This window comes from Exiguobacterium sp. s157 (genome assembly GCF_018618205.1).
In the GTDB taxonomy this organism is placed as follows: domain Bacteria; phylum Bacillota; class Bacilli; order Exiguobacteriales; family Exiguobacteriaceae; genus Exiguobacterium; species Exiguobacterium chiriqhucha.
Genome location: NZ_JACSLQ010000001.1, coordinates 466,992 through 490,811 on the forward strand (window position 1 = coordinate 466,992; position 23,820 = coordinate 490,811).

Here is a 23,820-nt window from a genome sequence, read left to right on the forward strand (position 1 = left end):
GGATGCGCGGCATCCCTCATTTTTTTAGAGGTGATTGTGATGAATCAAACAATCGCTCGATTCGCAGCCGAACGGTTGCCGGTCGAGTTCGTCCATCATTACTTGTCGCACGCGCATATGAACATGCAGCAGTTCCATCCGAGCGTCCGAAGCAAAGCAGAACGGGCGCTTCGTTCCACGGTCACGTACGACCGTTTTTTGACGTGGGAGGATGAATTGTTCCCGTCCGCGCTGCTCCATATCCCGAATCCGCCATATTGTTTGTTTTATCGAGGTGATTTAGAGGTACTACATCAACAAACGACCGCATTGGTCGGAAGCCGTGAATTGAATCGTATCAGCCGTCGACTCGTCGAACATTTCCGTCCTTTAATAGAAGAAACTGTCTCCATCTCGGGTGGGGCGCTCGGCATCGACGGTCTCGTCCATGAGCTGTCGCTCGAACATGACCGGCCGACCATCGCCATCCTCGGAGCGGGCTTTTCGCACTTGTATCCACAGATCCATTTGCCCTTGTTCGAGCGGATTTCGCGACACGGGTTACTCCTCACGGAATACACACCGGAAACACCTGTCAAAAAATTTCAATTTTTAGAACGAAATCGTCTCGTCAGCGGACTTGCCGATCGTCTCGTCGTCATCCAGGCCCGTCAAAAGAGCGGGACGATGAATACGGTCGGACATGCCCTCGAGCAAGGAAAGACGGTATTCGCGGTGCCTGGTAGCCCGCTCGATCCGCTCGCGGCCGGTCCGAATCAATTGATTGAAGACGGGGCGATTCCATTGACGACTGCCGATCAAATTCTAACATGTTCAAGGATTGGACGTTGACAAACCATCGACAACATGAATATTATGGTAGGGATTTAAATGACCTCTAAAAGGGGAGCAGATGTATGGCAAAATACTTGGTGATCGTCGAATCACCCGCGAAAGCGAAAACAATTAAACGTTATTTAGGATCGAATTACACGGTCAAGGCATCTATGGGTCACGTCATCGATTTACCGAAGAGTCAACTCGGTGTCGACGTGGAACATGACTTCGAACCGAAGTACATCACGATCCGTGGCAAAGGCCCAGTTTTGAAAGAATTGAAGACGGCAGCCAAAAAAGCGACGAAAATCTTTCTCGCGGCTGACCCGGATCGCGAAGGGGAAGCGATTGCTTGGCATTTAGCACGTGCCCTCGGTGTCGACGAAACGACGGAATGTCGCGTCGTCTTTAACGAGATCACGAAAGATGCGATTAAAGAGTCGTTCAAACACCCGCGTAAAATCAACCATGACCTCGTCGACGCCCAGCAGGCGCGTCGAATTTTGGACCGTCTCGTCGGATACGGGATGAGCCCATTACTATGGAAGAAAGTCAAAAAAGGATTATCGGCCGGACGCGTTCAATCCGTGGCCGTTAAAATGATTATCGACCGGGAGCGGGAGATCAATGCCTTCGACCCAGAAGAGTATTGGACCATCAAACTCACCCTCAACCATGAAGGCGAATCGTTCGAGACTTCGTTTTATGGTAAAGACGGGAAAAAAATGGAGCTCAAGAGCGAGGCAGATGCCGACGCGGTGCTCAAAGCGATTGACGACTCATTCAAAGTCATCGACGTCACGAAGAAAGAGCGGAAGCGCAACGCGTCGCTCCCGTTCACGACGAGCTCGCTCCAGCAAGATGCGGCTCGTAAATTGAACTTCCGTGCCAAGAAGACGATGATGCTCGCGCAACAGCTATACGAAGGGATCGACCTCGGGAAGAAAGAAGGCACCGTCGGTTTGATCACGTATATGCGTACCGACTCGACGCGTATCTCAGATTTGGCGAAAGCGGAAGCGAAAGAGTATATCGAATCCACATTCGGAGAAGAGTACGTCGCGTTGCAGAAGCAAAAAGAGAAGAAAGCCGCGAACGCCCAGGACGCACACGAAGCGATTCGTCCGACTTCGGCGTTACGCGACCCGGCCTCGGTGAAAGCGTACTTGTCGCGTGACCAGCTCCGCTTGTACAAGTTGATTTGGGAGCGCCTCGTCGCGAGCCAAATGGCGCCGGCCATCCTCGACACGGTGAAAATCGACGTCGAGTCGAACGGCATGATTTTCCGTGCCAACGGGTCGACCGTCAAATTCCCTGGTTTCATGAAAGTGTATATCGAATCGAAAGATGAAGATATCGAAGACACGAACCCGGAGAAAGAAGGGTTGCTCCCACCGCTCGAAGTGGATGACCTCGTCAAGTTCGAGACAATCGAACCGAAGCAGCACTTCACACAGCCGCCGCCACGTTACAGTGAGGCGCGTCTCGTTCGGGCGATGGAAGAACTCGGAATCGGTCGTCCGTCGACGTATGCACCGACGCTCGATACGATTCAAAAACGCGGATATGTCGTCCTTGAAGAGAAGAAGTTCGTCCCGACAGAACTTGGCGAACTCGTCATCGAGATGATCGATGAGTACTTCAACGACTTTATCACCGTCCAGTTCACGGCCGACATGGAGACGCTCCTCGACTCGATTGAGAACGAGGAAGTCGAATGGACGGAAGTCGTCGCTCCAATCTATCGCAGTTTCGAGAAACGTCTGAAACGAGCCGAGTCAGAGATTGAGAAAATCGAAGTGAAAGATGAACCGGCCGGCATCGACTGCGAAGTGTGCGGTTCGCCGATGGTCATCAAGATGGGCCGTTACGGGAAATTCATGGCATGCTCGAACTTCCCGAACTGTACGAACACGAAACCGGTACAAGTCGAAATCGGCGTCCCATGTCCGAGCTGCAAAGACGGACAAGTCGTCGAACGACGCAGTAAGAAGGGTCGTCTGTTCTACGGTTGCTCGAACTATCCAGACTGTGAGTTCGTCTCATGGGACAAGCCGGTCGCGAAACCGTGTCCGGAATGTGGTAAGATGATGGTCGAGAAAAAAATTAAAGACGGTGTGAAATATCAATGTACGAACTGTACCCATGCCGAGGTACATCAGTTAGAGGAGGATTAACTTTGCAGCAACGTGTAACTGTGATCGGAGCGGGCCTCGCCGGCTCCGAGGCGGCTTGGCAACTCGCGAAACGCGGAATTCAAGTCGATTTGTATGAAATGAGACCGGTCCGAAAAACACCGGCACACCATACGGACCAATTCGCTGAACTGGTCTGCTCGAACTCGCTTCGAGCGAACGGGCTACAAAACGCGGTCGGCGTCTTGAAAGAAGAGATGCGCACGCTCGACTCGCTCATCTTGAAAGCGGCCGACACGGCAAGTGTACCGGCCGGCGGCGCTCTCGCCGTCGACCGTCATGACTTCGCCGGATTCGTGACGGACACGTTGAAGAACCATCCGAACGTGACCGTGCACAACGAAGAGATCACGGCGATTCCGGACGGGATCGTCATCATGGCGACCGGTCCACTCACGTCACCGGACCTCTCGGCTTCGCTCAAAGCGTTCACAGGTGAAGATTACCTTTACTTCTACGACGCCGCGGCGCCGATTTTGGACGGCGAGACGATTGACCGGGACAAGGTATACTTGAAATCACGTTACGACAAAGGTGAGGCGGCGTACCTCAACTGTCCGATGACGGAAGAAGAGTTCGACTTGTTCTACGACGAGCTCGTCAAAGCAGAGGTCGTCCCGCTCAAAGAGTTCGAGAAAGAGATTTACTTCGAAGGCTGCATGCCGTTTGAAGTTCTTGCCCAACGCGGCAAGAAGACGCTCTTGTTCGGACCGATGAAACCCGTCGGCCTCGAAGATCCGAAGACGGGCAAACGTCCGCACGCGGTCGTGCAGTTACGGCAAGATAACTCGGCCGGCACGCTGTTCAACTTGGTCGGTTTTCAAACCCACCTCAAATGGGGGGAACAGAAACGGATCCTTCAACTCATCCCGGGTCTCGAGAACGCGGAGATCGTGCGCTACGGTGTCATGCACCGGAACACGTTCATCAACTCACCGAGCCTGTTGAAACCGACGTATCAGGCGCGGACACGCGACACGTTGTTCTTCGCCGGGCAGATGACCGGTGTGGAAGGGTACGTCGAATCGGCGGCGTCAGGACTTCTCGCTGGGATTAACGCAGCGAAACTGATTGCCGGTGAAGACCTCGTCGTCTTGCCACGCGAGACGATGCTCGGTTCGATGGCGCACTATATCACGACGACGGACGGCAAGCACTTCCAACCGATGAACGCAAACTTCGGTCTCGTGCCGTCGCTCGAGGATGCACCGCAGAAGATGAAGAAACAAGAACGGTACGAACGTTACGCGAACCGTGCCCTTGAAACGATTCAGCAATATAAAGAGATTTAAGGGAAAGGAGCCATTTTTTGGCTCCTTTTTTGTGAATTTAAATTTCAATTGTGTAATTTGTACAACACTTTGAAAATTTTCAGATTATTGAGGGGCTATCTATTGTCACCTCTGACGGGGTATGCTATGCTAATTTCGATTTGACGAGAACATGCGTTTTTAAGTTGAAAACGAGGGGGCGAGAGAATGGGATTCGGTGACGATCAACAGTCATTTTTGCGCTATTGCCAAGTCGAACGCCGGCTGTCTCCTCACACGAAACGCTCTTACGAGCAGACGCTCGACCAGTACGCCGCTTATTGCCAATCGACACATCAAAATCCGTATGATGTGCAGTCGGCGCGGCGTTATTTATATGCCCTTTATGAGACCGACAGCGCCACGACGACGGTCGCCCAAAAAGTATCGTGCCTCAAGCAATTCGGGAAATTTGTGGCACGTGAGACGGGTGTCGAGCCTCTGTTCCACGGACTAACGTCTCCGAAACGGCGCAAGACGCTGCCGACGTTCGCCGTGCCTAGCGAAGTCGAACAGCTCATCGCGACCGCGGACGGACAAGATGATCCGTTCCTGCGGGCCCGTGACGTCGCCATCGTCGAGATGTTGTACGGGACGGGCATGCGCGTCGCTGAGTTGTGCGGGATGGACGTGTCGTCCTACGATGCCGACCTCGCCTTCGTGCATGTCGTCGGGAAAGGGAAGAAAGAACGCTACATCCCAATCGGACAGTTCGCCATCGCGGCGCTCGATCGTTACCTCGACGTGCGCCAAACATGCGCTTCCCCCCAAGAAACGGCATTATTCCTCAGTCAAAAAGGGAATCGAGTGACAACAGACCAAATTCGCTACGTCATGAAGCGTCTGAGGAAGCAAGGCGGCCTGCATAAGCCGTTGACGCCTCACTCGCTCCGTCATAGTTTTGCGACGGACCTGCTCGAGCGCGGGGCTGACCTCCGTGCCGTCCAAGAGTTGCTCGGTCACGAGTCACTCTCGACGACGGGTCGTTACACTCACGTCTCGACGGAGCGCTTGCGAGCGGTCTATCAAGCCACACATCCGAGAAAGTAGGAGGTCATCAGATGTTTCACGCAACCACGATTTTCGCAGTCCGCCACAACGGGCAGGGTGCCATGAGCGGGGATGGACAAGTCACGTTCGGAAACGCCGTCATCATGAAAAACAAGGCCAAAAAAGTACGACGTCTCTACGGCGGTAAGGTCGTCGCCGGGTTCGCCGGAAGCGTGGCCGACGCATTCACGCTCTTCGAGAAGTTTGAATCGAAGCTAGAGATGTACAACGGGAACTTGCCGCGTGCGGCCGTCGAGCTGGCTAAAGAGTGGCGCGGGGATAAGATGCTCCGTCAACTCGAAGCGCTTTTGATCGTCATGGACCGTGAGCACCTACTGCTCGTGTCTGGGAACGGCGAAGTGATCGAACCGGATGATGGCATTTTAGCGATTGGTTCGGGCGGGAACTATGCGCTCGCTGCCGGGCGCGCCCTCGTACGCCATTCGCCTGAGAAATCAGCGGAAGACATAGCCCGCGCCGCTCTCGAGATTGCCGGAGAGTTGTGCGTCTATACAAACGACCAAGTCATCGTAGAAACGATCGGAGGCGATTCTGAATGAAACGTGAACTGACACCACGCCAAATCGTAGCGGAACTAGACCGCTTCGTCATCGGACAAAAGGATGCCAAGCGCGCCGTCGCGATCGCACTCCGCAACCGTTATCGTCGCCAAAAATTGAGTGCCGACCTGCGTGATGAAGTGACACCGAAGAACATCTTGATGATCGGCCCGACCGGTGTCGGGAAGACGGAAATCGCACGCCGCTTGGCCAAACTCGTTGGCGCGCCGTTCGTCAAAGTCGAGGCTACGAAATTCACTGAAGTCGGCTACGTCGGCCGCGATGTCGAATCGATGGTCCGTGACCTTGTCGAGGCGTCGGTCCGTCTCGTGAAGGAAGAGAAGAAAGAAGGCGTGAAAGAGCAAGCGGAAGTCGCTGCGACGGAACGCATCCTTGACGCTTTGCAAGGCAAGGCCAAAGTCGAACCGACCGCATCGAACCCGTTCGAGGCGTTGTTCGGCGGCCAAGCTCAAAAGACCGAAGAGCCGACTAACACGCAGTCGTCCGACCGCGCACAGTTGCGTCGCTTGCTCGAGCTCGGTGAACTCGAAGAACGATTAATCGAGGTCAATCTCGAAGAAAAGCAGACCGTCGACTTGTTCCAAGGGCAAGGCATGGAAGGTTTATCGAACTTGCAGGACATGCTCGGTCAAATCGTGCCGAAGAAACGGAAGAAACGCAAGTTGCCGGTCCGCGAAGCACGTCCGCTCATCGTCGCCGAGGAAGCAGAGAGTTTGCTCGATATGAACGAAGTTCATGACGAGGCCGTGCGCCGTAGTGAGCAGATGGGTATCATCTTCGTCGATGAGATCGACAAGATTGCGACGAAGTCGCAAGATCATGCCGGCGTCTCACGAGAGGGCGTCCAACGTGACATCTTGCCAATCGTCGAAGGATCGACCGTCGTCACGAAGTATGGACCGGTCAAGACGGACCACGTGCTCTTTATCGCCGCCGGAGCATTCCATATGGCGAAGCCGTCCGACTTGATTCCTGAGCTCCAAGGACGTTTCCCGATTCGCGTTGAACTGAGCAGCCTGACCGAAGAGGACTTCGTCAAGATTTTGACGGAGCCGTCCCAGGCGCTCATCAAGCAGTACACGGCACTCCTCGAGTCAGAGGAGATTAGCGTCGAGTTCACGCATCCAGCCATCGAAGAGATTGCGCGCATCGCGACGCACGTCAACCGAGAGACGGATGACATCGGGGCCCGCCGTCTGTATACGATTATGGAGCGCGTCCTCGAGGACTTGTCGTTCGAGGCGGCCGACATGCCACAAACGCATGTTCAAATCACACCGGCCTATGTGAAAGAGAAAGTCGGCTCGATTGCGGAAGATCGAGACCTTAGCCAATTTATACTATAAGATTCTGTATGCACATACAGGGAGGAAAATAAGAATTATGAACTTACTAGACAAAACACGCCAATTGAACACGATGCTTCAACAAGAGGCAAGCGCGCACGTAGACTTTAAAGAAATGGCGGATAAGATGCGCGAAGTACTCGAAGCAAACACGTTCATCGTCAGTCGTCGGGGCCGTTTGCTCGGCTTTGCCATCAAACAACAAATCGAGAACGAACGCATGAAGGCGTTCTTGGTCGACCGTCAATTCCCGGAGCCATACGCCTCAAACTTGTTCAACGTCAAAGAGACGACGGAAAATATCGGCATCGACAGTGAGTATACGGCGTTCCCGGTCGAGAACCGTGAGTTGTTCCTCGACTCGATGACGACGATCGTTCCAATCATCGGTGGTGGCGAGCGTCTCGGTACACTCGTGCTCGGTCGGCTCAACAACGAGTTCACGGAAGATGACCTCGTCTTGGCCGAATATAGCGCGACCGTCGTAGGGATGGAGATTCTTCGTGAGAAAGCGGCCGAAGCGGAGGCGTCAGCCCGTAAAAAAGCGGTCGTCCAAATGGCGATCAACTCGCTCTCGTATTCTGAGCTTGAAGCGATCGAGCACATCTTCGAAGAGCTTGGTGGCAACGAAGGTTTACTAGTTGCTTCCAAAATTGCCGACCGTGTGGGAATCACTCGTTCGGTCATCGTTAACGCACTCCGTAAATTGGAAAGTGCGGGTGTCATCGAGTCACGTTCTCTCGGTATGAAAGGAACGTATATTAAGATACTGAATGACAACTTCTTGTTCGAATTACAAAAGTTGAAATCGAATTGAAATAAACTAGATTCAACTGACGAATACTAGAAAGTCTATCGAATTAGGACTTTAGACTTACAAAGTCGCTCCCGACGTAATGGGAGCGACTTTTTTTAGTGCAAAAGTAATTATTTTCAGAATTCGTCGTAAATTCGACAAAAACAGAAGACAGCATTTACCTGTTTTAATAAAAATATCTTTCAACACTGTTACAGATTTGTTTCAATGAAATAGTGGATTTTCCAAATAAGGTATATACATGCATTCTTTTAGTGAAAGCGAGTGAAACGCATGAACTGGATCGGTAGCGACTATCAATTAATGAAGCAAGCGATCAATCATTCGGTCGTAAATCAAAAAGTCATCAGCCATAACCTATCGAATATCGATACCCCGAACTTCCGGGCGAAGCAGGCCGTGTTTGAACAGACGCTGAACAACGAGATGCGTCTCAAGCTGGCAGGCGGTCGTCCGAGTGAGCGCTCGGCGACGACGATCACGGACCGGGCCGGAGGCGCGATGCGAAGTGACGGCAATAACGTTGATCTCGATTACGAGATGAGCGAGTTGGCACGGAACCAGCTTCAATACGAAGCGGTGATGGAACAGTTGAACCGCCGGCTCGGCGGACTCAAAACCGTCATTAGAGGAGGACGTTGACGATGGGCATGTTTGATAGTTTTCATATCTCGGCGACGGCACTGACGTCGCAGCGGTTACGGATGGACACGGTGTCCGCGAACATCGCGAACGCCCAGACGACACGCGGCAAGTTAGTTGACGGGGAGTGGCAACCGTACACGCGAAAGATGACCGTGATGCAGGAAGCACCGTTTCGCCAACAGCTGTCCGCTGTCAGCGGCGGGGTCGAAGTCTCACAGATTGTGGAAGATGAGAGCCCGTACAAGCTCGTCTATGACCCGAGCCATCCTGATTCGGATGACCGGGGCTATGTCCAGATGCCAAACGTCGACCTGTTGAAAGAAATGGTCGATTTGATGGGAGCGACACGGTCGTACGAGGCGAACATCGCCGCGATGAACGCCACGAAGGCGATGCTCGTCAAAGCGATGGAAATTGGTAAAGGATAAGGAGTGATCGAGGATGCAGATTAACCCCATTCAATTGATTGGCACACAACCGACAGTCGCGCCGGCTGTGAAAGAGACGCCATCCCAGTTCGGAACGTATTTGAACGAGGCGATGCGCTCATTAAATGACGTCCAACAAGCGACGAGCTCGGCCCGAGCCGATCTTGCCGTCGGCAAAGCCGATTTACATCAAGTCATGATTCAAAGCGAAGAGTCATCGATTGCGATGCAGCTCGCCATAGAGGTGCGGAACAAAGCGGTCGAGGCCTATCAAGAAATGATGCGAATGCAAGTTTAAAGTAGAGGATGACGAGTAGCGATGAATGAAAAGTTAAAAGAACGATTCGGTTCACTGACCGGTTCGCTTCAAACGATGAAAACGAACCGAAAAATCATTTGGGGTCTCGTCATCGTCGGCGTGATTCTTGTCGCGGTGCTCTTGACCGTCTGGCTGTCGCGCCCGAACATGGCCCCGCTCTATACGAACCTGTCCGCTCAAGAAGCGGGCGAGGTGACGGAACAGTTGACGGCCGACGGAGTAAAGGCTGAGATTAAAGCGACTTCGAACGGTGTCAGTGTATACGTACCGAGTGAGCAAGTCGACCAACTGAAAGTCAGTCTGGCGGCAGCAGGCATCCCGAAGTCGGGTGCAATCGATTATAGCTTCTTTAGCGAGAACGCTGGCTTCGGAACGACGGACCGTGAGATGGCCGTCATCGAACGGAGCGCGATGCAGACCGAGCTCGAACGGTTGATTACGCAAATCGAAGGAATCAACCAGGCGAAAGTCATCATCTCGATTCCAGAGAAATCGGTCTTCTTGGCCGAAGATCAAGGTGAACCGACGGCCTCCATCGTCTTAAATTTAGGAGCTGGTACGAATCTCGAGCCGGCGACGGTGAAAGGGCTCTATCATTTAATCAGTAAGAGCGTACCGAACTTGAAACCTGAAAACATATCGGTCATGGACCAATATTTCACGTATTACGATTTAGACCAGACGACGACGGCCGGTGGATCATCGACCGACCCGCTCGTCTTGAAACGCCAAGTCGAGAAAGATGTCCGTCAACAGATTCAACAAATGTTGTCGGTGTTGCTCGGCGAACGAAGCGTGCTCGTCTCGGTCACAGCCGATATCGACACGACGCAAGCGGCTGAAGAGCAAAACCTCGTGACACCTGTCAATGAGGACAGCATGGAAGGCATCGTCACTTCGGCCGAGCGGATTGCTGAAGCGTATACAGGCGGAACCGGCGCAGCAACTGCTGCCGGGACGGCCGAGAACGATACGGTCAATTTCCCGGCCGCTACGGGCACTGGGGAAGAAGAGAGCGAAAAGAATCATGAAATCATCAATTATGAAGTCAACCGAATCACGAAACAGATTCAGAACGCACCGTACTCGATTCGTGACCTCGGCGTCCAATTGATCGTCGAACCACCGAACGGGGCGACGACAATCGACCCTCAACTCGAGGGTGACCTCGAGACGATGATGTACTCGATTATCCGGACGTCACTCGCCAAGACCGGAGAGGCACTCACTGAGGCGGAACTTGAACAGAAAGTCGTCGTCGTCTCACGTCCGTTCGCAGAAACGGAAGAAGCGGCCGTGGTCGAACAACCGACCCAATGGTGGATGTATGCCGCCGCAGCCGGTGCCGTCGTCTTGCTCGCGCTCTTGTTCTTCGCGATGCGCAAGCGCAACCGCGAACCAGTCGCCGAGTCGAACGAGTGGGAAGTCCCATATGAAGACGAAGTGCCGGACCTCGACCTCGAAGAACGGGGCGAAGGGGCCGTCAAGAAGAAACAGTTGGAGAAATTGGCAGAGAGCAACCCTGAAGAGTTCGCCAAACTTCTCCGTACATGGATGTCTGAGGAGTGAGTACTGTGAATTACGCCAAACAACCGAACCGAGAAAAAGCGGCCATGCTCATGATCTCGCTTGGACCTGAAGTGGCAGCAAGCGTCTACAAGCATCTGTCCGAAGAAGAGATGGAGCAATTGACGCTACAAATTTCGGCGTTGAAAAAAGTATCATCCGAACAAAAAGAAGCCATCATGGGCGAGTTCCACGAGCTCGCCATGGCGCAGAGCTATATCACGCAAGGGGGCATCGGATTCGCGAAAACGGTGCTCGAGAAAGCGGTCGGAGAAGAGAAGGCGATGGCCCTTATCCACCGCCTCACCTCGACGCTTCAAGTCCGACCGTTCGAGTTCGCCCGCAAGGCCGACCCGAAACAGCTGTTGAACTTTATCCAAAACGAGCATCCGCAAACGATCGCCTTGATTTTGGCGCATCTCGAACCGGTCAAGTCAGGACAAATTTTGTCTGAGCTCCCGCCTGAGATTCAGTCGGAAGTCGCCAAGCGGATCGCGACGATGGACCGACTCAACCCGGACGTGATTCATGAGATTGAACAGATTCTCGAGAAGAACTTGTCCCAAACGGATATGCAAGATTATGCCCAGTCTGGTGGCATCGAGGCGGTCGTCGAAGTGCTCAACGGCGTCGACCGTACGACCGAGCGCACGATTCTCGATGCGCTTGAAATCGAAGACCCGGAATTGGCCGAAGAAATCAAAAAACGGATGTTCGTCTTCGAGGATATCGTTACACTCGATTCACGGGCGATTCAGCGGATTATCCGCGAAGTGGCGAACGACGATCTCTTGCTCGCCCTCAAAGTCTCGTCCGACGAAGTCAAACAGATCATCTTCAAAAACATGTCGCAACGAATGGTCGAAACGTTCAAAGAAGACATGGAATTCATGGGGCCTGTCCGGTTGCGTGACGTCGAAGAGGCACAAAGCCGTATCGTCGGCATCATCCGTCGCCTAGAAGACGTCGGAGAAATCGTGATTAGCCGCGGTGGAGGAGATGACATCGTTGTCTAACGTAATCAAACGCCACTATGCGACACCACTCGAGCCGCAACGGATTGATTCAAAGCCGTTCCTCGAGCCGGTGAGTATGCTACACCAGGATGAAGAGCGGGAGCGGTTGGCCCAAACGCGTGCGAAACTAGACGAGCAAGCAGCCACACTCGAAGCGCGCCGCACGGCGATGGAACAAGAACTCGCCGACTTACGGGAAGAAGTGCTCGTGTCGGCTAGACAAGAAGGCTACGACGCAGGCTTTGAGCAAGGAAGACGGGACGGCAAGGCCGAGTATGAGGAATTGACGACCCGCTTAAACACGGTCAGCGTCGAACTCGAGCAGTTGTTTGACACGAAATGGCGGGACGCCGAGCAACAGCTCGTCGCCCTCGCCGTCGAGGTCAGCGCTCGCGTGACGACAGAACTCGTCCGAAACGATGAGGCGTTGTTCGCCGATCGTGTCCGTGAACAGTTGCTCCGTCAACTCGATGCGGAATCATTGACGGTGTACGTCCATCCAACGCGACTCGCCTCGATCCAACGCTTTGAAGCGGACTGGGTCATTCCAGACGGCCCGGGCATCAAATACCGGGCGGATGCAGGCTTGGATGAGACGAGCGTAAGGATTGAGACCCCTCATCACGGGGATGAGCTCGATTTGAGCTATAGCTTTGATCGCGTACGTTCCAAAATCGAGGAGGTCCTGGCCGATGGCGCTTATTGACCGCGTGCTCGAGTCGATTGTGTCCTCGCCCGATGACGAGTACGTCCGAAAAGTCGGACGCGTCTGTCGGGTCGTCGGTCTGATGATCGAGTCGAATGGACCGAGTGCTTTTATCGGAGAACGTTGTTTGATCGAGCTACCATCCGGTCAACACGTCGAAGCCGAAGTTGTCGGATTCAATGAGGCACGCGTCCTCCTCATGCCTTACGGCGAAACGACGCAAATCGCACCGGGATGTATGGTCAAAGGGACAGGCCGGATGCTTCAAGTGCCGGTCGGCGACGAGTTGATTGGCCAAGTGCTCGACGGTCTCGGCCGTCCGTTGTCCGGTGAGGGTGACACGCCTGGCGCACGTTACGACGTGCTTCGTAAGCCGCCGAACCCACTTGAGCGGCCCCGCATTTTAGACGTCCTCTCGACAGGCGTTCGCGTCATCGACGGTCTCTTGACAGTCGGGAAAGGACAGCGGGTCGGATTGTTCGCAGGTTCCGGCGTCGGGAAGTCGACATTGCTCGGCATGATTGCCAAACGATCATCGGCCGACATCAACGTCATCGCCTTGATCGGAGAGCGTGGCCGGGAAGTGAAAGAGTTCATCGAGAAAGAACTCGGACCAGAAGGGATGGCCCGCTCGGTCGTCATCGTGGCGACGAGCGACCAACCGCCGCTCGTGCGGTTGAAAGGAGCTTATACGGCGACAGCCATCGCCGAATACTTCCGCGATCAAGGTAAAGAAGTCGTCCTCATGATGGATTCGGTGACCCGGTTCGCCATGGCGCAACGTGAAATCGGACTCGCCACAGGGGAACCACCGACGTCTAAAGGGTATACGCCTTCCGTCTTCGCGATGCTGCCGCAACTGTTAGAACGAAGCGGGACCGCCGTGACAGGATCGATTACTGCGTTCTATACCGTCCTCGTCGACGGGGACGATATGAACGAGCCGATTGCGGATGCGGTGCGCGGGATTTTAGACGGACACTTCGTCATGGACCGCTCGCTCGCGAACCGTGGACAGTTCCCGGCGATTCACGTCTTGAAGTCGATCAGCCGCGTCATGAACCAAATTGCCACGCCGATGCATCGGGAGGTCGCGCAGACGTTCCGGGGTTGGCTGGCCACGTATTTGGATGCCGAAGACTTAATCAATATCGGTGCTTATAAAAAAGGGACGAACCCTGCCATCGATACCGCCATCGAGCAGTATCCGAACTTGTTGACGTTTTTAAAGCAATCCATCGAAGAAGAGGCCCCGCTTGAGGAATCGTTAGAGCGCCTGGCCCAAATCGTGCGAGGTGAACGATGAACAGATTATTGTTAGAGCGCATCATGCCGATCGCAGAACATGAGAAAGAAGAGTCGGCGACGGAGATGAGACAACATAAAGCGCGGTTCGAGACAGAGATGGAGACGCTGTATCGGCTCGTGTTGACGTACGAGTCGCTCATGAAGAGTCAAGACGAACAAGCTGGCGTCATTGATTTGCTCATGTCGCAATACCGTGAACAGACACGCGAACGGTTGAAACGCCAAATCGAGACACAACAACTCGTCGTCCAGCAGGCGCGTAACCGCTACCATTTGTCGCAGGAACGTCTGCTCGGAAAAGTCGTCGAGGAAAAGAAATATGTAACGTTGCATGAAAAAGTCAGTCAAGATGAAGTGGCCGCGACAAAGCTCATCGAACAGCATTTCATCGATGAGTTGGCAGTGATTCATCACGGGAAAGGGAAGTAAACCGATGGAAAAAGACAACACGAAGCGAGGCAGACAGCTATTGGTCGCGCTCGTTCTCGTCCCGGCCATCTTTCTACTCGTTGGAGGGATTGTCGTCATGAACTATGCGATGGACCGTCCGTTGTTATCGGTCCCGTTTCTAGAGACCGGTTCAAAACAAGAGCCGGAAGAAAAAGTGAAGACGAACGTGAACGTGACCGGTGTGGATACTGATGCCGCGAATCGCTTGAAAGTGGCGAATGCCGAGATTGAGAAGCTTCGGGCCGATAACGCCGAGTTGACGAACGAAGTGAAGGCTAGACAAGAAGAAGTCTCGAAGTTGATTCAGGAACGTGACCGACTCGTCGCGGAATTGGCGACGGCCAGTGCGGTCGAAGAAGAAACCTCGGACGTGTCTCGTGTCTATGAGGAGATGTCAGCGAAACAAGCTGCTGCCATCATGAACGAACTCGAGAGTCCGCAAGTGGCGAACCTATTGAAGGAATTGTCGCCGAAGCAACAAGCCGACATATTGGGACGGATGGATGCCCAACAGGCCGCCGTCGTCACCCAGTTGCTCCAGTGACTGGAAAGGAGGACATGATGATGAATATCGCCTTACTGGCCCAATCGATGCAAGGGGCACCACAAAAAGGCGGGGACGCGAGTGCGACCCCGACCGGACAGTTTTTAGAATTGCTCTCGGCCATGCTCGGAACGACGCCGACCTCGTCGCCTGAAGCTATGGCTGTTCCGGAAGACGAAGCATCACTCCCGCTCGAGAACGTATCGAATCGGTTAGAGCAGTGGCTGCAACAGCCGGATAGCCTGCAATGGTTGAAGTCGTTGCCGGCCGATGCGTATCGCAAGTTCATGGATGCCTATATCGGAATTTTGAATCAAGTCGCCCCGGAGCCTGCAACGGCCAAGGCCCCGGACGCAATCCCTGCACTGATCACAAGCCAAGCGGCAGCGCCGACGCTCTCGTTTACGCTCACGAAGAAAGAGACGGACACACTCGTCCAAACGGTGCCGGTCGATCAAGTAGAGGAGAACGTGCGCATCATCCAGCAAGTCGTTGCGCAGTTTAAAGGGACGCTCGGACAGACCCCAAAACCTTTACCCGGTATGACACAAACTGAAACGCAACCCGCACAGATGCAACAGCCGATCAAAGAAACCGACTGGATGCCGAAAAGCATGACGTGGTCGAAACCGAATATCGATTCTGAGATGGTGATGTACGCCTCGAAAGGCTCATTACCTGAAAACATGCAGGCCCGCATCGAAGCGGCCTTGCACCGGGCACCGTTCAAGAGCGGGGCCGATGGGTCGAAAGTGTTCACGGTCCGTCTTTATCCGGAACAGTTAGGGGAACTCGTCGTCAAACTCGAACGGCAGAACGGAGAACTCGTCGTCAAGCTGTTTGCGAGTAACCAAGAGGCGAAGCAGTTATTGCAATCACAACTAGGACAGTTGCAACAGACGCTCCAGCCCGCGAACCCGAACGTCCGCGTCGAGGTCAACTTGACCCAACAAGCGCTAGAGACGAAAAACTCGAGCTTCAATGAGTTCGACCAACCTGAACCGGAACACCATGAACAACCGAAAGGAGACCCTGACGATGACGACAATCCAGCCGAAGACGAATGACTATACGCTACCGGATCAATCGATGCCGAAAGCGACGAACCAATACGATCAAAGCATGTTCTTGAAACTGTTGCTCGCCCAACTCGCCAACCAAGACCCGATGTCACCGATGGAAGACCGTGAGTTCATCTCTCAGATGGCTCAGTTCTCTTCACTCGAACAGATGCAGACGATTTCGAAACAACTCGATTCCGCGCTCGTCGATCGACAAATGGCCTCGATTTCGGAGTTCAGCAATATGATCGGGCAAACGGTCGCTTATACAAACGAAACGGAAACCGAGACGATTAAAGGCTCGGGACGTGTTCTCTCGATTTCGAAGACCGAAGCCGGCTATGTGGCCGACCTTGAAGACGGAACGTCCGTCAACGTGTACAACATCACTTCCATCAAACAAGCATAGGAGGATTCATCATGTTAAGAGCAATGTACTCAGGAATCAGTGGTTTAAAGAACTTCCAATCGAAGCTTGACGTCGTCGGGAACAACATCGCCAACGTCAACACGTTCGGCTATAAAAAGGGCCGGGTCACGTTCAAAGACCTCGTCAGCCAACAAGTCGGTAGTGCGACGGCGGCGAACGGTGTCAGCGGTGGGGTCAATCCGAAAGAAGTCGGTCTCGGGGGCACGATGGCGACCGTCGATAACGTCTATAACCAAGGCGCCATGCAAAACTCAGGGAGAGCGCTTGATGTCGGGATCTCAGGAGAAGGATTCTTCGCCTTGGACGTGAACGGCCAGACACAATACACGCGGGCAGGTAACTTCTATACAGATAACACAGGAGACCTCGTCAACGGAGACGGTGCGTATGTCCTCAGCATGACAGGAGACCGAATCAACATCCCTGCCGGTGCGAAGTCGCTCTCAATCGGGAAAGACGGACAAGTCAGCTACGTCGATAACGCCGGAGCTTCGACAGTCGTCGGCCAAATCCAAGTCGTCACGTTCGCCAACAACGCCGGATTGTCAAAAGTCGGCGCGAACAACTTCATTCAATCGCAAAACTCAGGTGAGCCGAACATTGGTATCCCTGGACAAGATGGGCGTGGCGAACTCGTCTCGGGTGCGCTCGAGATGTCGAACGTCGACTTGTCGGAAGAGTTCACAGAAATGATTGTCGCGCAGCGTGGTTTCCAAGCGAACACACGAATCATCACAACATCGGACGAGATTCTCCAAGAACTCGTCAACTTGAAACGCTGATGATTCGCGTCACGACGCTCCGGGGTGAAGAACTTGTGCTGAACGCCTTGTTCATCGAGACGGTCAAAGCCGAGCCCGATACGATCATTCACTTGTATAACGGAAAGACGTATATCGTCCGCGAGACGAAACAACAAATCATCGACCGGACGACGGCGTTCTATGCCTCGGTCGGTCTGGTTGGAACGATAGGCATACGAGGTGAAGAAGATGAGTGAAGAAAAACAAAAAGGCGGCGCCATGAAGATGGTGCTCATCCTGCTAGTCGTCCTGCTCGTCATGGGCGGGGCCGGATTTATGACTTATAAATACTTGTTCGGTGACAACGTGACGGCGAAGACGAAACCTGTCACCGCCGAAGAATTGGCCGAACGCAGCTTCACGACGGACGATATGACGACGAACATCCAAGATGAGCGTTTCATCAACGTCCAGTTCACAATCGTGACGGATGCTGCGGAGACGAAAGAAGATCTCGAACTTCGAAAGTTCCAAGTGCATAACGTCATCCTCGGCGATTTGGCCGGCATGACGAAAGCGAAGCTCACGACGAAAGAAGACATGCAGAAGTTTGAGCAGTCGCTCCGCAAACAACTAAACGGACTGTTGGAGTCAGGTGAGGTCCAACGAGTCTACATGACGAAGAAAATCATACAGTGAGGTGGCATCATGGGAGAAGTCTTATCTCAACAAGAAATTGATGCCTTGCTATCGGCGTTAAGCAGTGGCGACGTCGAAGCCGACTCCTTTTTGGCCCAGGAAGAAGAGCGGAAAGTCCGGCAGTATGACTTTAAACGGGCGGTCCGCTTCTCGAAAGACCAAATCCGAAGCTTGACCCGGATTCATGAGCATTTCACACGGATGCTGACCACGTTCTTCTCGGCCCAGCTCCGGACATACGTCCAGTTCACGGTCAACTCGGTCGAGCAGCTTCCTTATGACGAATTCATTCATTCCATTCCGAGCATGACGATGATCAACTTGATTGAAGCGCCGCCGCTCAACGGCCGTTTCATCATCGAAGTGAATCCGAACATTTCGTACGCGATGCTCGATCGCCTACTCGGCGGTCCCGGGGTCGAGATTGAAAAAGTCGAGAGCTTCACGGAAATCGAGATGCGCATCTTGACGCAATTATATAAACGAGCGTTTGCAGGATACGGAGACGCCTGGGAATCGATTGCCGAGATCAAGTCAGAGATGACAGCGGTCGAGGTCAATCCCCAGTTCCTCCAACTCGTCTCGCCAAACGAGACGGTCGTCCTCGTCTCGATCGGTGTCACCATTGGCGAAGTGAGCGGGACAATCAACGTCTGCTTACCGTTCGTGACGATTGAGCCGGTGTTATCGAAACTATCGAGTCATTACTGGATGCAAGAGGCCAATCGCCGTAATGCGAGCGGGAACAGCAAAGAACCGCTCAAAGCCCAGTTGATGAACTCGTCGGTCGAGGTCGTGTCCCTGCTCGGGGAGACGACGATCACGTTCGGTGACTTGTTGCATTTAGAGGTCGGGGACTGTTTGACCCTCGATCAATTGGTGAAAGACCCGTTATCGATCATGGTAGGGGAAAATAAAGTGTTCAGAGGGCAAGTCGGTGTGAGCGGGAAGCGGATGGCGGTCCAAGTGCTCCACCGGGTGAAGGAGGAAGAGCAATGAGTGAGATGTTGTCACAAGATGAAATAGACGCGTTATTGCGCGGGACGAGCGAGTCGTCAAAACCGGAGGCGAATCCTGAAGAACATCTTGATTCGATGGAAAGCGACGCCTTAGGGGAAATCGGGAATATTTCGTTCGGTAACTCGGCGACGGCGCTATCGACGTTACTGCAACAAAAAGTAGAAATCACGACTCCAATCGTCAGTGAGGTCACAATCGATGCGCTCCGTGAGCGTTATCCGACGCCGCACGTGGCACTTCGAGTCGGCTATACGGAAGGCTTGAAAGGCGAGAACGTGCTCGTATTGACACGTGAAGACGCCGCCATCATCTCAGACTTGATGCTCGGTGGAACTGGGATTGGCGTCGATCCGGAAGGACTCGATGAAATTCGACTCTCGGCCGTGCAAGAAGCGATGAACCAAATGATGGGTGCGGCAGCGACATCATTGTCGACCGTATTCTCGAAAAAGATTGATATTTCACCACCGCTCGTCGAAGTGTTCGATGCGACGAAGAACCAGACGATTATCGACCGCCTCGAGCTTTGGGAGACAATGGTCTTAATCGAGTTCAACTTGAAGGTCGGTACGTTAATCGATTCGAAAATCGTTCAAATCGCCCCGGTCCAGTTCGGGAAACAACTTGTCAACGAACTGATGGCCGCCACATCGCCAGCCCCTGTCGCACCAGCTCCGGCAGCTGCCCCGGCCGCGCCGAAGCAGGAAGCGCCGAAGGCACCGGCTCCCGCCGCCCAACAACCGGTTCGTCCGGCAGCGAAGTCGGTACCGGAAGTCGCGGTCAGCCAGGCCGAGTTCATGCCGCTCCACGCACCGGCGACGAACGACTCGATTCCAGCGAATCTGGGATTGTTGTATGACGTGCCGCTCAACGTGACGGTCGAACTCGGACGGACGAAACGTTCGGTCCGAGAAGTGCTTGAGCTGTCACAAGGTTCGATTATCGAACTCGACAAGTTGGCCGGTGAGCCGGTCGATATTTATGTGAACCAACAACGGATCGCCCGCGGCGAAGTCGTCGTCATCGAAGAGAACTTCGGCGTCCGTGTAACAGAAATTATCCAACCGCACGAGCGGATTGGCATCGTTTAAGGAGGAAGAACAATGAGTGCAAAAATTTTAGTGGTAGATGATGCGGCGTTCATGCGCATGATGATTAAGGATATCTTGACAAAGAATGGATTTGAAGTCGTCGGAGAAGCGGAGAACGGTGTCGATGCAGTCGCGAAATATCGTGAGCTCATGCCCGATCTCGTCACGCTCGACATCACGATGCCAGAAATGGACGGCTTGGCAGCCTTGAAGGAAATCCGCGGGTTCGATTCGAACGCGAAAGTAATCATGTGTTCGGCGATGGGACAACAAGCGATGGTCATCGATGCGATTCAAGCAGGAGCAAAAGACTTTATCGTCAAACCGTTCAACGCTGAACGCGTCGTCGAGGCAGTCTCAAAAACGGTCGCACAATGAACAAGTGGTGGTTGATTATCCTTCTCGTGGCTGGGTTATTCGTCCCGGCCACGGTCGAGGCCGCCACCGTCGACCAACAGTTCGAACAGCAACAACCAGACACGAAAGAGGAACCGGTCACATCGGCCGTCTCATCGGTCGGCACGGCCATCAAGCTCATCTTGAGCCTGGTCGTCGTCATCGGTGGGTTCCTCGTCCTCGTGCGATGGTTGAACGCACGGACACAAGGCGTGAAGTCGGCTCAGCATTTGACCCATCTCGGTGGTGTCCCGCTCGGCAAAGACCGTTCGGTGCAACTCGTCAAGCTCGGTGAACAAGTGTACGTGCTCGGTGTCGGCGACTCAATTCAATTGCTTGACCGGATTGATGCCGAAGCGATGGACGAGGCGGCGCTCGATGCCCCGACCTTGAACCAGTCGAACTCGTCGGCTTTCCTCGACACGTTTAAACAACAGTTGGCCCAGATTGAAGAAGTGAGGAAGAAACGATGACGACGATTGAACAATTAATCAACTTGGAGACGCCAGACAGTACATCGACCTCGATCAAATTGTTGGTCGTGCTCACCTTGCTCACGCTCGCGCCATCGTTTTTAATCTTGATGACTTGTTTCACACGGGTCGTCGTCGTGCTTTCGTTCATCCGCCCGGCACTCGGGACGCAGCAGACGCCACCGAACCAGCTGATTATCGGGCTCGCCCTGTTCATCACGTTGTTCGTCATGTCGCCTGTACTATCGGAGTTGAATGATCAGGCGTTGTCGCCATATATGGACGACGAAATCAGCCAAGACGAGGCGTTCGAAGAGGCGGGGAATACGATGAAGCGGTTCATGGCCCAATATACGCGCCAAGAGGATTTGCAATTATTTATTAAATATGGGAACTATGAGCAACCTGAGTCGGTCGAAGATGTCCCGCTGCTCGCGATGGTCCCGGCCTATGCGATTAGCGAGTTAAAAACGGCGTTCCAAATCGGATTCATGATCTTCTTGCCATTTTTGATTATCGATATGGTCGTGGCGAGTGTCCTCATGTCAATGGGGATGATGATGCTTCCGCCGGTCATGATCGCATTGCCGTTCAAATTGTTACTGTTTGTGTTGGTGGATGGATGGCACTTGATTGTGGAGTCCTTGCTTAGAAGTATGTAGGAGGAACGAATATGACGCAGGAAATGATCATTTATTTGGCGACGGAGAGTGTGTGGACGTTATTGAAAATCTCGATGCCGCTCTTATTGATCTCGCTCGTCGTCGGTCTCGTCATTTCGATTTTACAGGCGACGACACAAATTCAAGAGCAGACGCTATCGTTCGTCCCAAAGATTGTCTCGGTCTTTATCGGACTCGTCGTCTTTGGGCCTTGGATGCTGCAACAGATTGAAGGGTTCACCCGTTTGATTTTTGAACTGATGGTCGAGGTCGCCTCGAAATGAACGCGGTCGATTTCATCAGTCTCTATGGATTGACGTTTGCCCGTCTTTCCGGCTTTTTCGTGAGCGTCCCGTTATTTTCATCCCGGCAACTGCCGGTCATGCATCGCGTCGCGTTCAGTGCCTTTTTAGCGTACTATGCGATGTTCACGGTGACAGAGCCGCTCGATCTCGGTCAAGCCTATATTTTACAGGTGTTGTACGAGGTGTTGATCGGGTTAGTGCTCGGTATTTTGATTAACATTTTATTCTTTGCGCCTCAGATTGCGGGTGGCGTCATCGATTTACAGCTCGGACTCGCGATGGCATCGGCCTATGACCCGATGTTCGGAGGCCAGTCGCCGCTGATCGGTCGATTCTATTATATTTTTACGTTGTTTATCATGCTGTCGAGCAACTTACATCTGTTGCTGATTGATGGCATCTATTATAGCTTTCAAATTTATCCGCCGGGTCAGCCGATCATCGACTTTAGCGAAGCGTCACTCATGATGGCCGTCAAGGTCGTCACGATGACGATGATGGTCGCCTTGCAGCTTGCCTTTCCGCTCATGGCGTCGCTCTTGCTCGTCGACATGGCGCTCGGGTTCTTGGCGAAATCGGCGCCGCAGTTCAATATTTTTGCAATCGGATTTTCATTCAAGCTGATTGCGGGATTTTCGGTCATGGTCGTCATGATGGGCTTGACCTTGAACGGCATCAGCCAATTCATCCCGATTCTACAAGAAGTGTTACGTGATTTTATGACTGTGCTAGGAGACGCCTCATGAAGCCTCTATATACCTTATCGGTCGATCTTCAATTTTTTGCAGGAGAAAAAACCGAAAAAGCAACACCACGCAAACGAGAGGATTCGCGCAAGAAAGGCCAAGTGGCCAAGTCAGCCGATTTGACCGGTGCCTTCGCCTTGTTCGCGATGTTTCTCATGTTATCGTTCTTAGGACCGTATCTCGGCAAACAGTTGTTCAGTGTGACGAAAGAGTTGCTCGGTCCGAACTACTTGCTGTTCGATCTGTCCAACGGATTGTCCGGCATGCTCACCGACTTGTTGCTTCGGGTCGGACTGATTGTAGGCCCGTTCTTCGCGGTCGCCGTCGTGTTCGGGATTTTAATCAACTACCTTCAAATCGGGACGTTGTTCTCGGCGGAAGCGATTCAACCGAAACTCGAACGAATCGATCCGATTAAAGGGGTCAAACGGATTATCAGTATGAAAGCGGTCGTCGAATTTTTAAAGTCCTTATTCAAATTATTGATTATCCTGACGACTGCCGTCGCCGTGCTTTGGCAGAATCAAAAAGAGCTGTCCCGCATGGCGGTCGAACATATCCGTGAATCGGTCATCGCGCTCGCCCATATCACGATCGAACTCGGACTATGGGTGAGCGTGGCCTTGCTCGCACTCGCGTTGCTCGACTTCTTCTATCAACGATTCGACTTTGAGAAATCGATTCGTATGTCGAAGCAAGATATTAAAGACGAGTATAAGAACAGTGAGGGTGATCCGCTCATCAAATCGAAAATCAAACAACAACAGCGGGAGATGGCGATGCGCCGCATGATGCAAGAAATTCCGAACGCGGATGTCGTCATCACCAACCCGACCCATTATGCCGTCGTCATCCGGTACGACGACACGAAAGACTTCGCGCCGCTCGTCGTCGCCAAAGGGGTCGATCGCGTCGCCTTCAATATCCGTGACGTGGCCAAAGAACATGACATCCCGATTGTCGAAAACAAACCGTTGGCCCGTGCGCTGTACGCCCAAATGGATATCGGGGAAGTCGTTGACGAGTCGTTTTATCAGGCGATCGCCGAAGTGCTCGCATTCGTCTATCAATTGAAACAACCGTCTTGAGGAGGAGTA

Annotated in this window: 29 protein-coding genes; all 29 read left to right on the top strand. The window is 53.2% G+C overall.

Going from position 1 to position 23,820, the window contains the following annotated elements:
• Positions 1–39 precede the first annotated feature (39 nt).
• Complete coding sequence (dprA, locus tag KNP67_RS02435) at positions 40–831, top strand: DNA-processing protein DprA (protein WP_214755798.1); 792 nt, start codon at positions 40–42, stop codon at positions 829–831.
• Between the two features lie 65 nt (positions 832–896).
• The gene (gene topA, locus KNP67_RS02440; protein ID WP_021067110.1) at positions 897–2,993 is read left to right on the top strand and encodes a type I DNA topoisomerase; all 2,097 of its coding nucleotides are present in this window, start codon (positions 897–899) and stop codon (positions 2,991–2,993) included.
• Entirely contained in the window at positions 2,945–4,303 is a 1,359-nt protein-coding gene (gene trmFO, locus KNP67_RS02445; RefSeq protein ID WP_051627734.1) for an FADH(2)-oxidizing methylenetetrahydrofolate--tRNA-(uracil(54)-C(5))-methyltransferase TrmFO, read from the top strand. Before topA ends, trmFO begins: the two co-directional genes overlap by 49 nt.
• A gap of 186 nt (positions 4,304–4,489) precedes the next feature.
• The gene (locus tag KNP67_RS02450) at positions 4,490–5,371 is read left to right on the top strand and encodes a tyrosine-type recombinase/integrase (protein ID WP_029595705.1); all 882 of its coding nucleotides are present in this window, start codon (positions 4,490–4,492) and stop codon (positions 5,369–5,371) included.
• A gap of 11 nt (positions 5,372–5,382) precedes the next feature.
• Positions 5,383–5,931, top strand: a complete 549-nt coding sequence (gene hslV, locus KNP67_RS02455; RefSeq protein WP_029595704.1) for an ATP-dependent protease subunit HslV — start codon at positions 5,383–5,385, stop codon at positions 5,929–5,931.
• Entirely contained in the window at positions 5,928–7,298 is a 1,371-nt protein-coding gene (hslU, locus tag KNP67_RS02460; protein ID WP_029595703.1) for an ATP-dependent protease ATPase subunit HslU, read from the top strand. Before hslV ends, hslU begins: the two co-directional genes overlap by 4 nt.
• A 37-nt stretch (positions 7,299–7,335) precedes the next feature.
• Positions 7,336–8,115, top strand: a complete 780-nt coding sequence (gene codY, locus KNP67_RS02465) for a GTP-sensing pleiotropic transcriptional regulator CodY (protein ID WP_016508279.1) — start codon at positions 7,336–7,338, stop codon at positions 8,113–8,115.
• A gap of 273 nt (positions 8,116–8,388) precedes the next feature.
• Positions 8,389–8,757: a flagellar basal body rod protein FlgB gene (gene flgB / locus KNP67_RS02470; protein ID WP_029595702.1), complete on the top strand. Its 369-nt coding sequence runs from the start codon at positions 8,389–8,391 to the stop codon at positions 8,755–8,757.
• Positions 8,758–8,759: 2 nt separating this feature from the next.
• Positions 8,760–9,188, top strand: coding sequence for a flagellar basal body rod protein FlgC (gene flgC, locus KNP67_RS02475; protein ID WP_021067116.1), 429 nt, complete (start codon positions 8,760–8,762; stop codon positions 9,186–9,188).
• A 13-nt stretch (positions 9,189–9,201) separates the two neighbouring features.
• Positions 9,202–9,486, top strand: a complete 285-nt coding sequence (fliE, locus tag KNP67_RS02480) for a flagellar hook-basal body complex protein FliE (protein WP_021067117.1) — start codon at positions 9,202–9,204, stop codon at positions 9,484–9,486.
• 21 nt (positions 9,487–9,507) lie between these two features.
• Positions 9,508–11,076 carry a flagellar basal-body MS-ring/collar protein FliF gene (gene fliF / locus KNP67_RS02485; protein ID WP_021067118.1) on the top strand — a complete coding sequence of 523 codons (1,569 nt, stop codon included), beginning with the start codon at positions 9,508–9,510 and terminating at the stop codon, positions 11,074–11,076.
• 5 nt (positions 11,077–11,081) lie between these two features.
• Positions 11,082–12,089: a flagellar motor switch protein FliG gene (gene fliG, locus KNP67_RS02490; RefSeq protein ID WP_021067119.1), complete on the top strand. Its 1,008-nt coding sequence runs from the start codon at positions 11,082–11,084 to the stop codon at positions 12,087–12,089.
• On the top strand, positions 12,073–12,795 hold the full coding sequence (locus tag KNP67_RS02495) for a FliH/SctL family protein (RefSeq protein ID WP_214713793.1): 723 nt from the start codon (positions 12,073–12,075) through the stop codon (positions 12,793–12,795). The genes fliG and KNP67_RS02495 overlap by 17 nt, the downstream gene beginning before the upstream one ends.
• Complete coding sequence (gene fliI, locus KNP67_RS02500) at positions 12,782–14,101, top strand: flagellar protein export ATPase FliI (protein ID WP_035385679.1); 1,320 nt, start codon at positions 12,782–12,784, stop codon at positions 14,099–14,101. Before KNP67_RS02495 ends, fliI begins: the two co-directional genes overlap by 14 nt.
• On the top strand, positions 14,098–14,532 hold the full coding sequence (locus KNP67_RS02505; protein WP_021067122.1) for a flagellar FliJ family protein: 435 nt from the start codon (positions 14,098–14,100) through the stop codon (positions 14,530–14,532). The genes fliI and KNP67_RS02505 overlap by 4 nt, the downstream gene beginning before the upstream one ends.
• A 4-nt stretch (positions 14,533–14,536) precedes the next feature.
• The gene (locus KNP67_RS02510; RefSeq protein WP_021067123.1) at positions 14,537–15,097 is read left to right on the top strand and encodes a MotE family protein; all 561 of its coding nucleotides are present in this window, start codon (positions 14,537–14,539) and stop codon (positions 15,095–15,097) included.
• Positions 15,098–15,117: 20 nt separating this feature from the next.
• The gene (locus KNP67_RS02515) at positions 15,118–16,164 is read left to right on the top strand and encodes a flagellar hook-length control protein FliK (RefSeq protein WP_241764592.1); all 1,047 of its coding nucleotides are present in this window, start codon (positions 15,118–15,120) and stop codon (positions 16,162–16,164) included.
• Positions 16,136–16,567, top strand: coding sequence for a flagellar hook capping FlgD N-terminal domain-containing protein (locus KNP67_RS02520; protein ID WP_021067125.1), 432 nt, complete (start codon positions 16,136–16,138; stop codon positions 16,565–16,567). Before KNP67_RS02515 ends, KNP67_RS02520 begins: the two co-directional genes overlap by 29 nt.
• Before the next feature lie 11 nt (positions 16,568–16,578).
• A complete protein-coding gene (gene flgG, locus KNP67_RS02525; protein ID WP_021067126.1) occupies positions 16,579–17,370 on the top strand; it encodes a flagellar basal body rod protein FlgG in 792 nt (263 codons plus the stop codon).
• Complete coding sequence (locus KNP67_RS02530) at positions 17,370–17,588, top strand: flagellar FlbD family protein (RefSeq protein ID WP_021067127.1); 219 nt, start codon at positions 17,370–17,372, stop codon at positions 17,586–17,588. The genes flgG and KNP67_RS02530 overlap by 1 nt, the downstream gene beginning before the upstream one ends.
• Positions 17,581–18,030, top strand: coding sequence for a flagellar basal body-associated FliL family protein (locus KNP67_RS02535; protein WP_021067128.1), 450 nt, complete (start codon positions 17,581–17,583; stop codon positions 18,028–18,030). The genes KNP67_RS02530 and KNP67_RS02535 overlap by 8 nt, the downstream gene beginning before the upstream one ends.
• A 9-nt stretch (positions 18,031–18,039) precedes the next feature.
• Positions 18,040–19,029 (top strand): flagellar motor switch protein FliM, encoded by a 990-nt coding sequence (fliM, locus tag KNP67_RS02540; protein ID WP_021067129.1) that lies wholly within the window; start codon positions 18,040–18,042, stop codon positions 19,027–19,029.
• Positions 19,026–20,141: a flagellar motor switch phosphatase FliY gene (fliY, locus tag KNP67_RS02545; RefSeq protein WP_029595697.1), complete on the top strand. Its 1,116-nt coding sequence runs from the start codon at positions 19,026–19,028 to the stop codon at positions 20,139–20,141. The genes fliM and fliY overlap by 4 nt, the downstream gene beginning before the upstream one ends.
• Before the next feature lie 12 nt (positions 20,142–20,153).
• Positions 20,154–20,519 (top strand): response regulator, encoded by a 366-nt coding sequence (locus KNP67_RS02550; RefSeq protein WP_021067131.1) that lies wholly within the window; start codon positions 20,154–20,156, stop codon positions 20,517–20,519.
• Positions 20,516–21,010, top strand: a complete 495-nt coding sequence (locus KNP67_RS02555; protein WP_021067132.1) for a flagellar biosynthetic protein FliO — start codon at positions 20,516–20,518, stop codon at positions 21,008–21,010. Before KNP67_RS02550 ends, KNP67_RS02555 begins: the two co-directional genes overlap by 4 nt.
• Positions 21,007–21,672: a flagellar type III secretion system pore protein FliP gene (fliP, locus tag KNP67_RS02560; protein ID WP_021067133.1), complete on the top strand. Its 666-nt coding sequence runs from the start codon at positions 21,007–21,009 to the stop codon at positions 21,670–21,672. The genes KNP67_RS02555 and fliP overlap by 4 nt, the downstream gene beginning before the upstream one ends.
• A gap of 11 nt (positions 21,673–21,683) precedes the next feature.
• Positions 21,684–21,956, top strand: coding sequence for a flagellar biosynthesis protein FliQ (fliQ, locus tag KNP67_RS02565; RefSeq protein ID WP_029595696.1), 273 nt, complete (start codon positions 21,684–21,686; stop codon positions 21,954–21,956).
• Positions 21,953–22,723 carry a flagellar biosynthetic protein FliR gene (fliR, locus tag KNP67_RS02570; RefSeq protein ID WP_021067135.1) on the top strand — a complete coding sequence of 257 codons (771 nt, stop codon included), beginning with the start codon at positions 21,953–21,955 and terminating at the stop codon, positions 22,721–22,723. Before fliQ ends, fliR begins: the two co-directional genes overlap by 4 nt.
• Positions 22,720–23,811 (top strand): flagellar biosynthesis protein FlhB, encoded by a 1,092-nt coding sequence (flhB, locus tag KNP67_RS02575; RefSeq protein WP_029595695.1) that lies wholly within the window; start codon positions 22,720–22,722, stop codon positions 23,809–23,811. Before fliR ends, flhB begins: the two co-directional genes overlap by 4 nt.
• Positions 23,812–23,820: the final 9 nt, after the last annotated feature.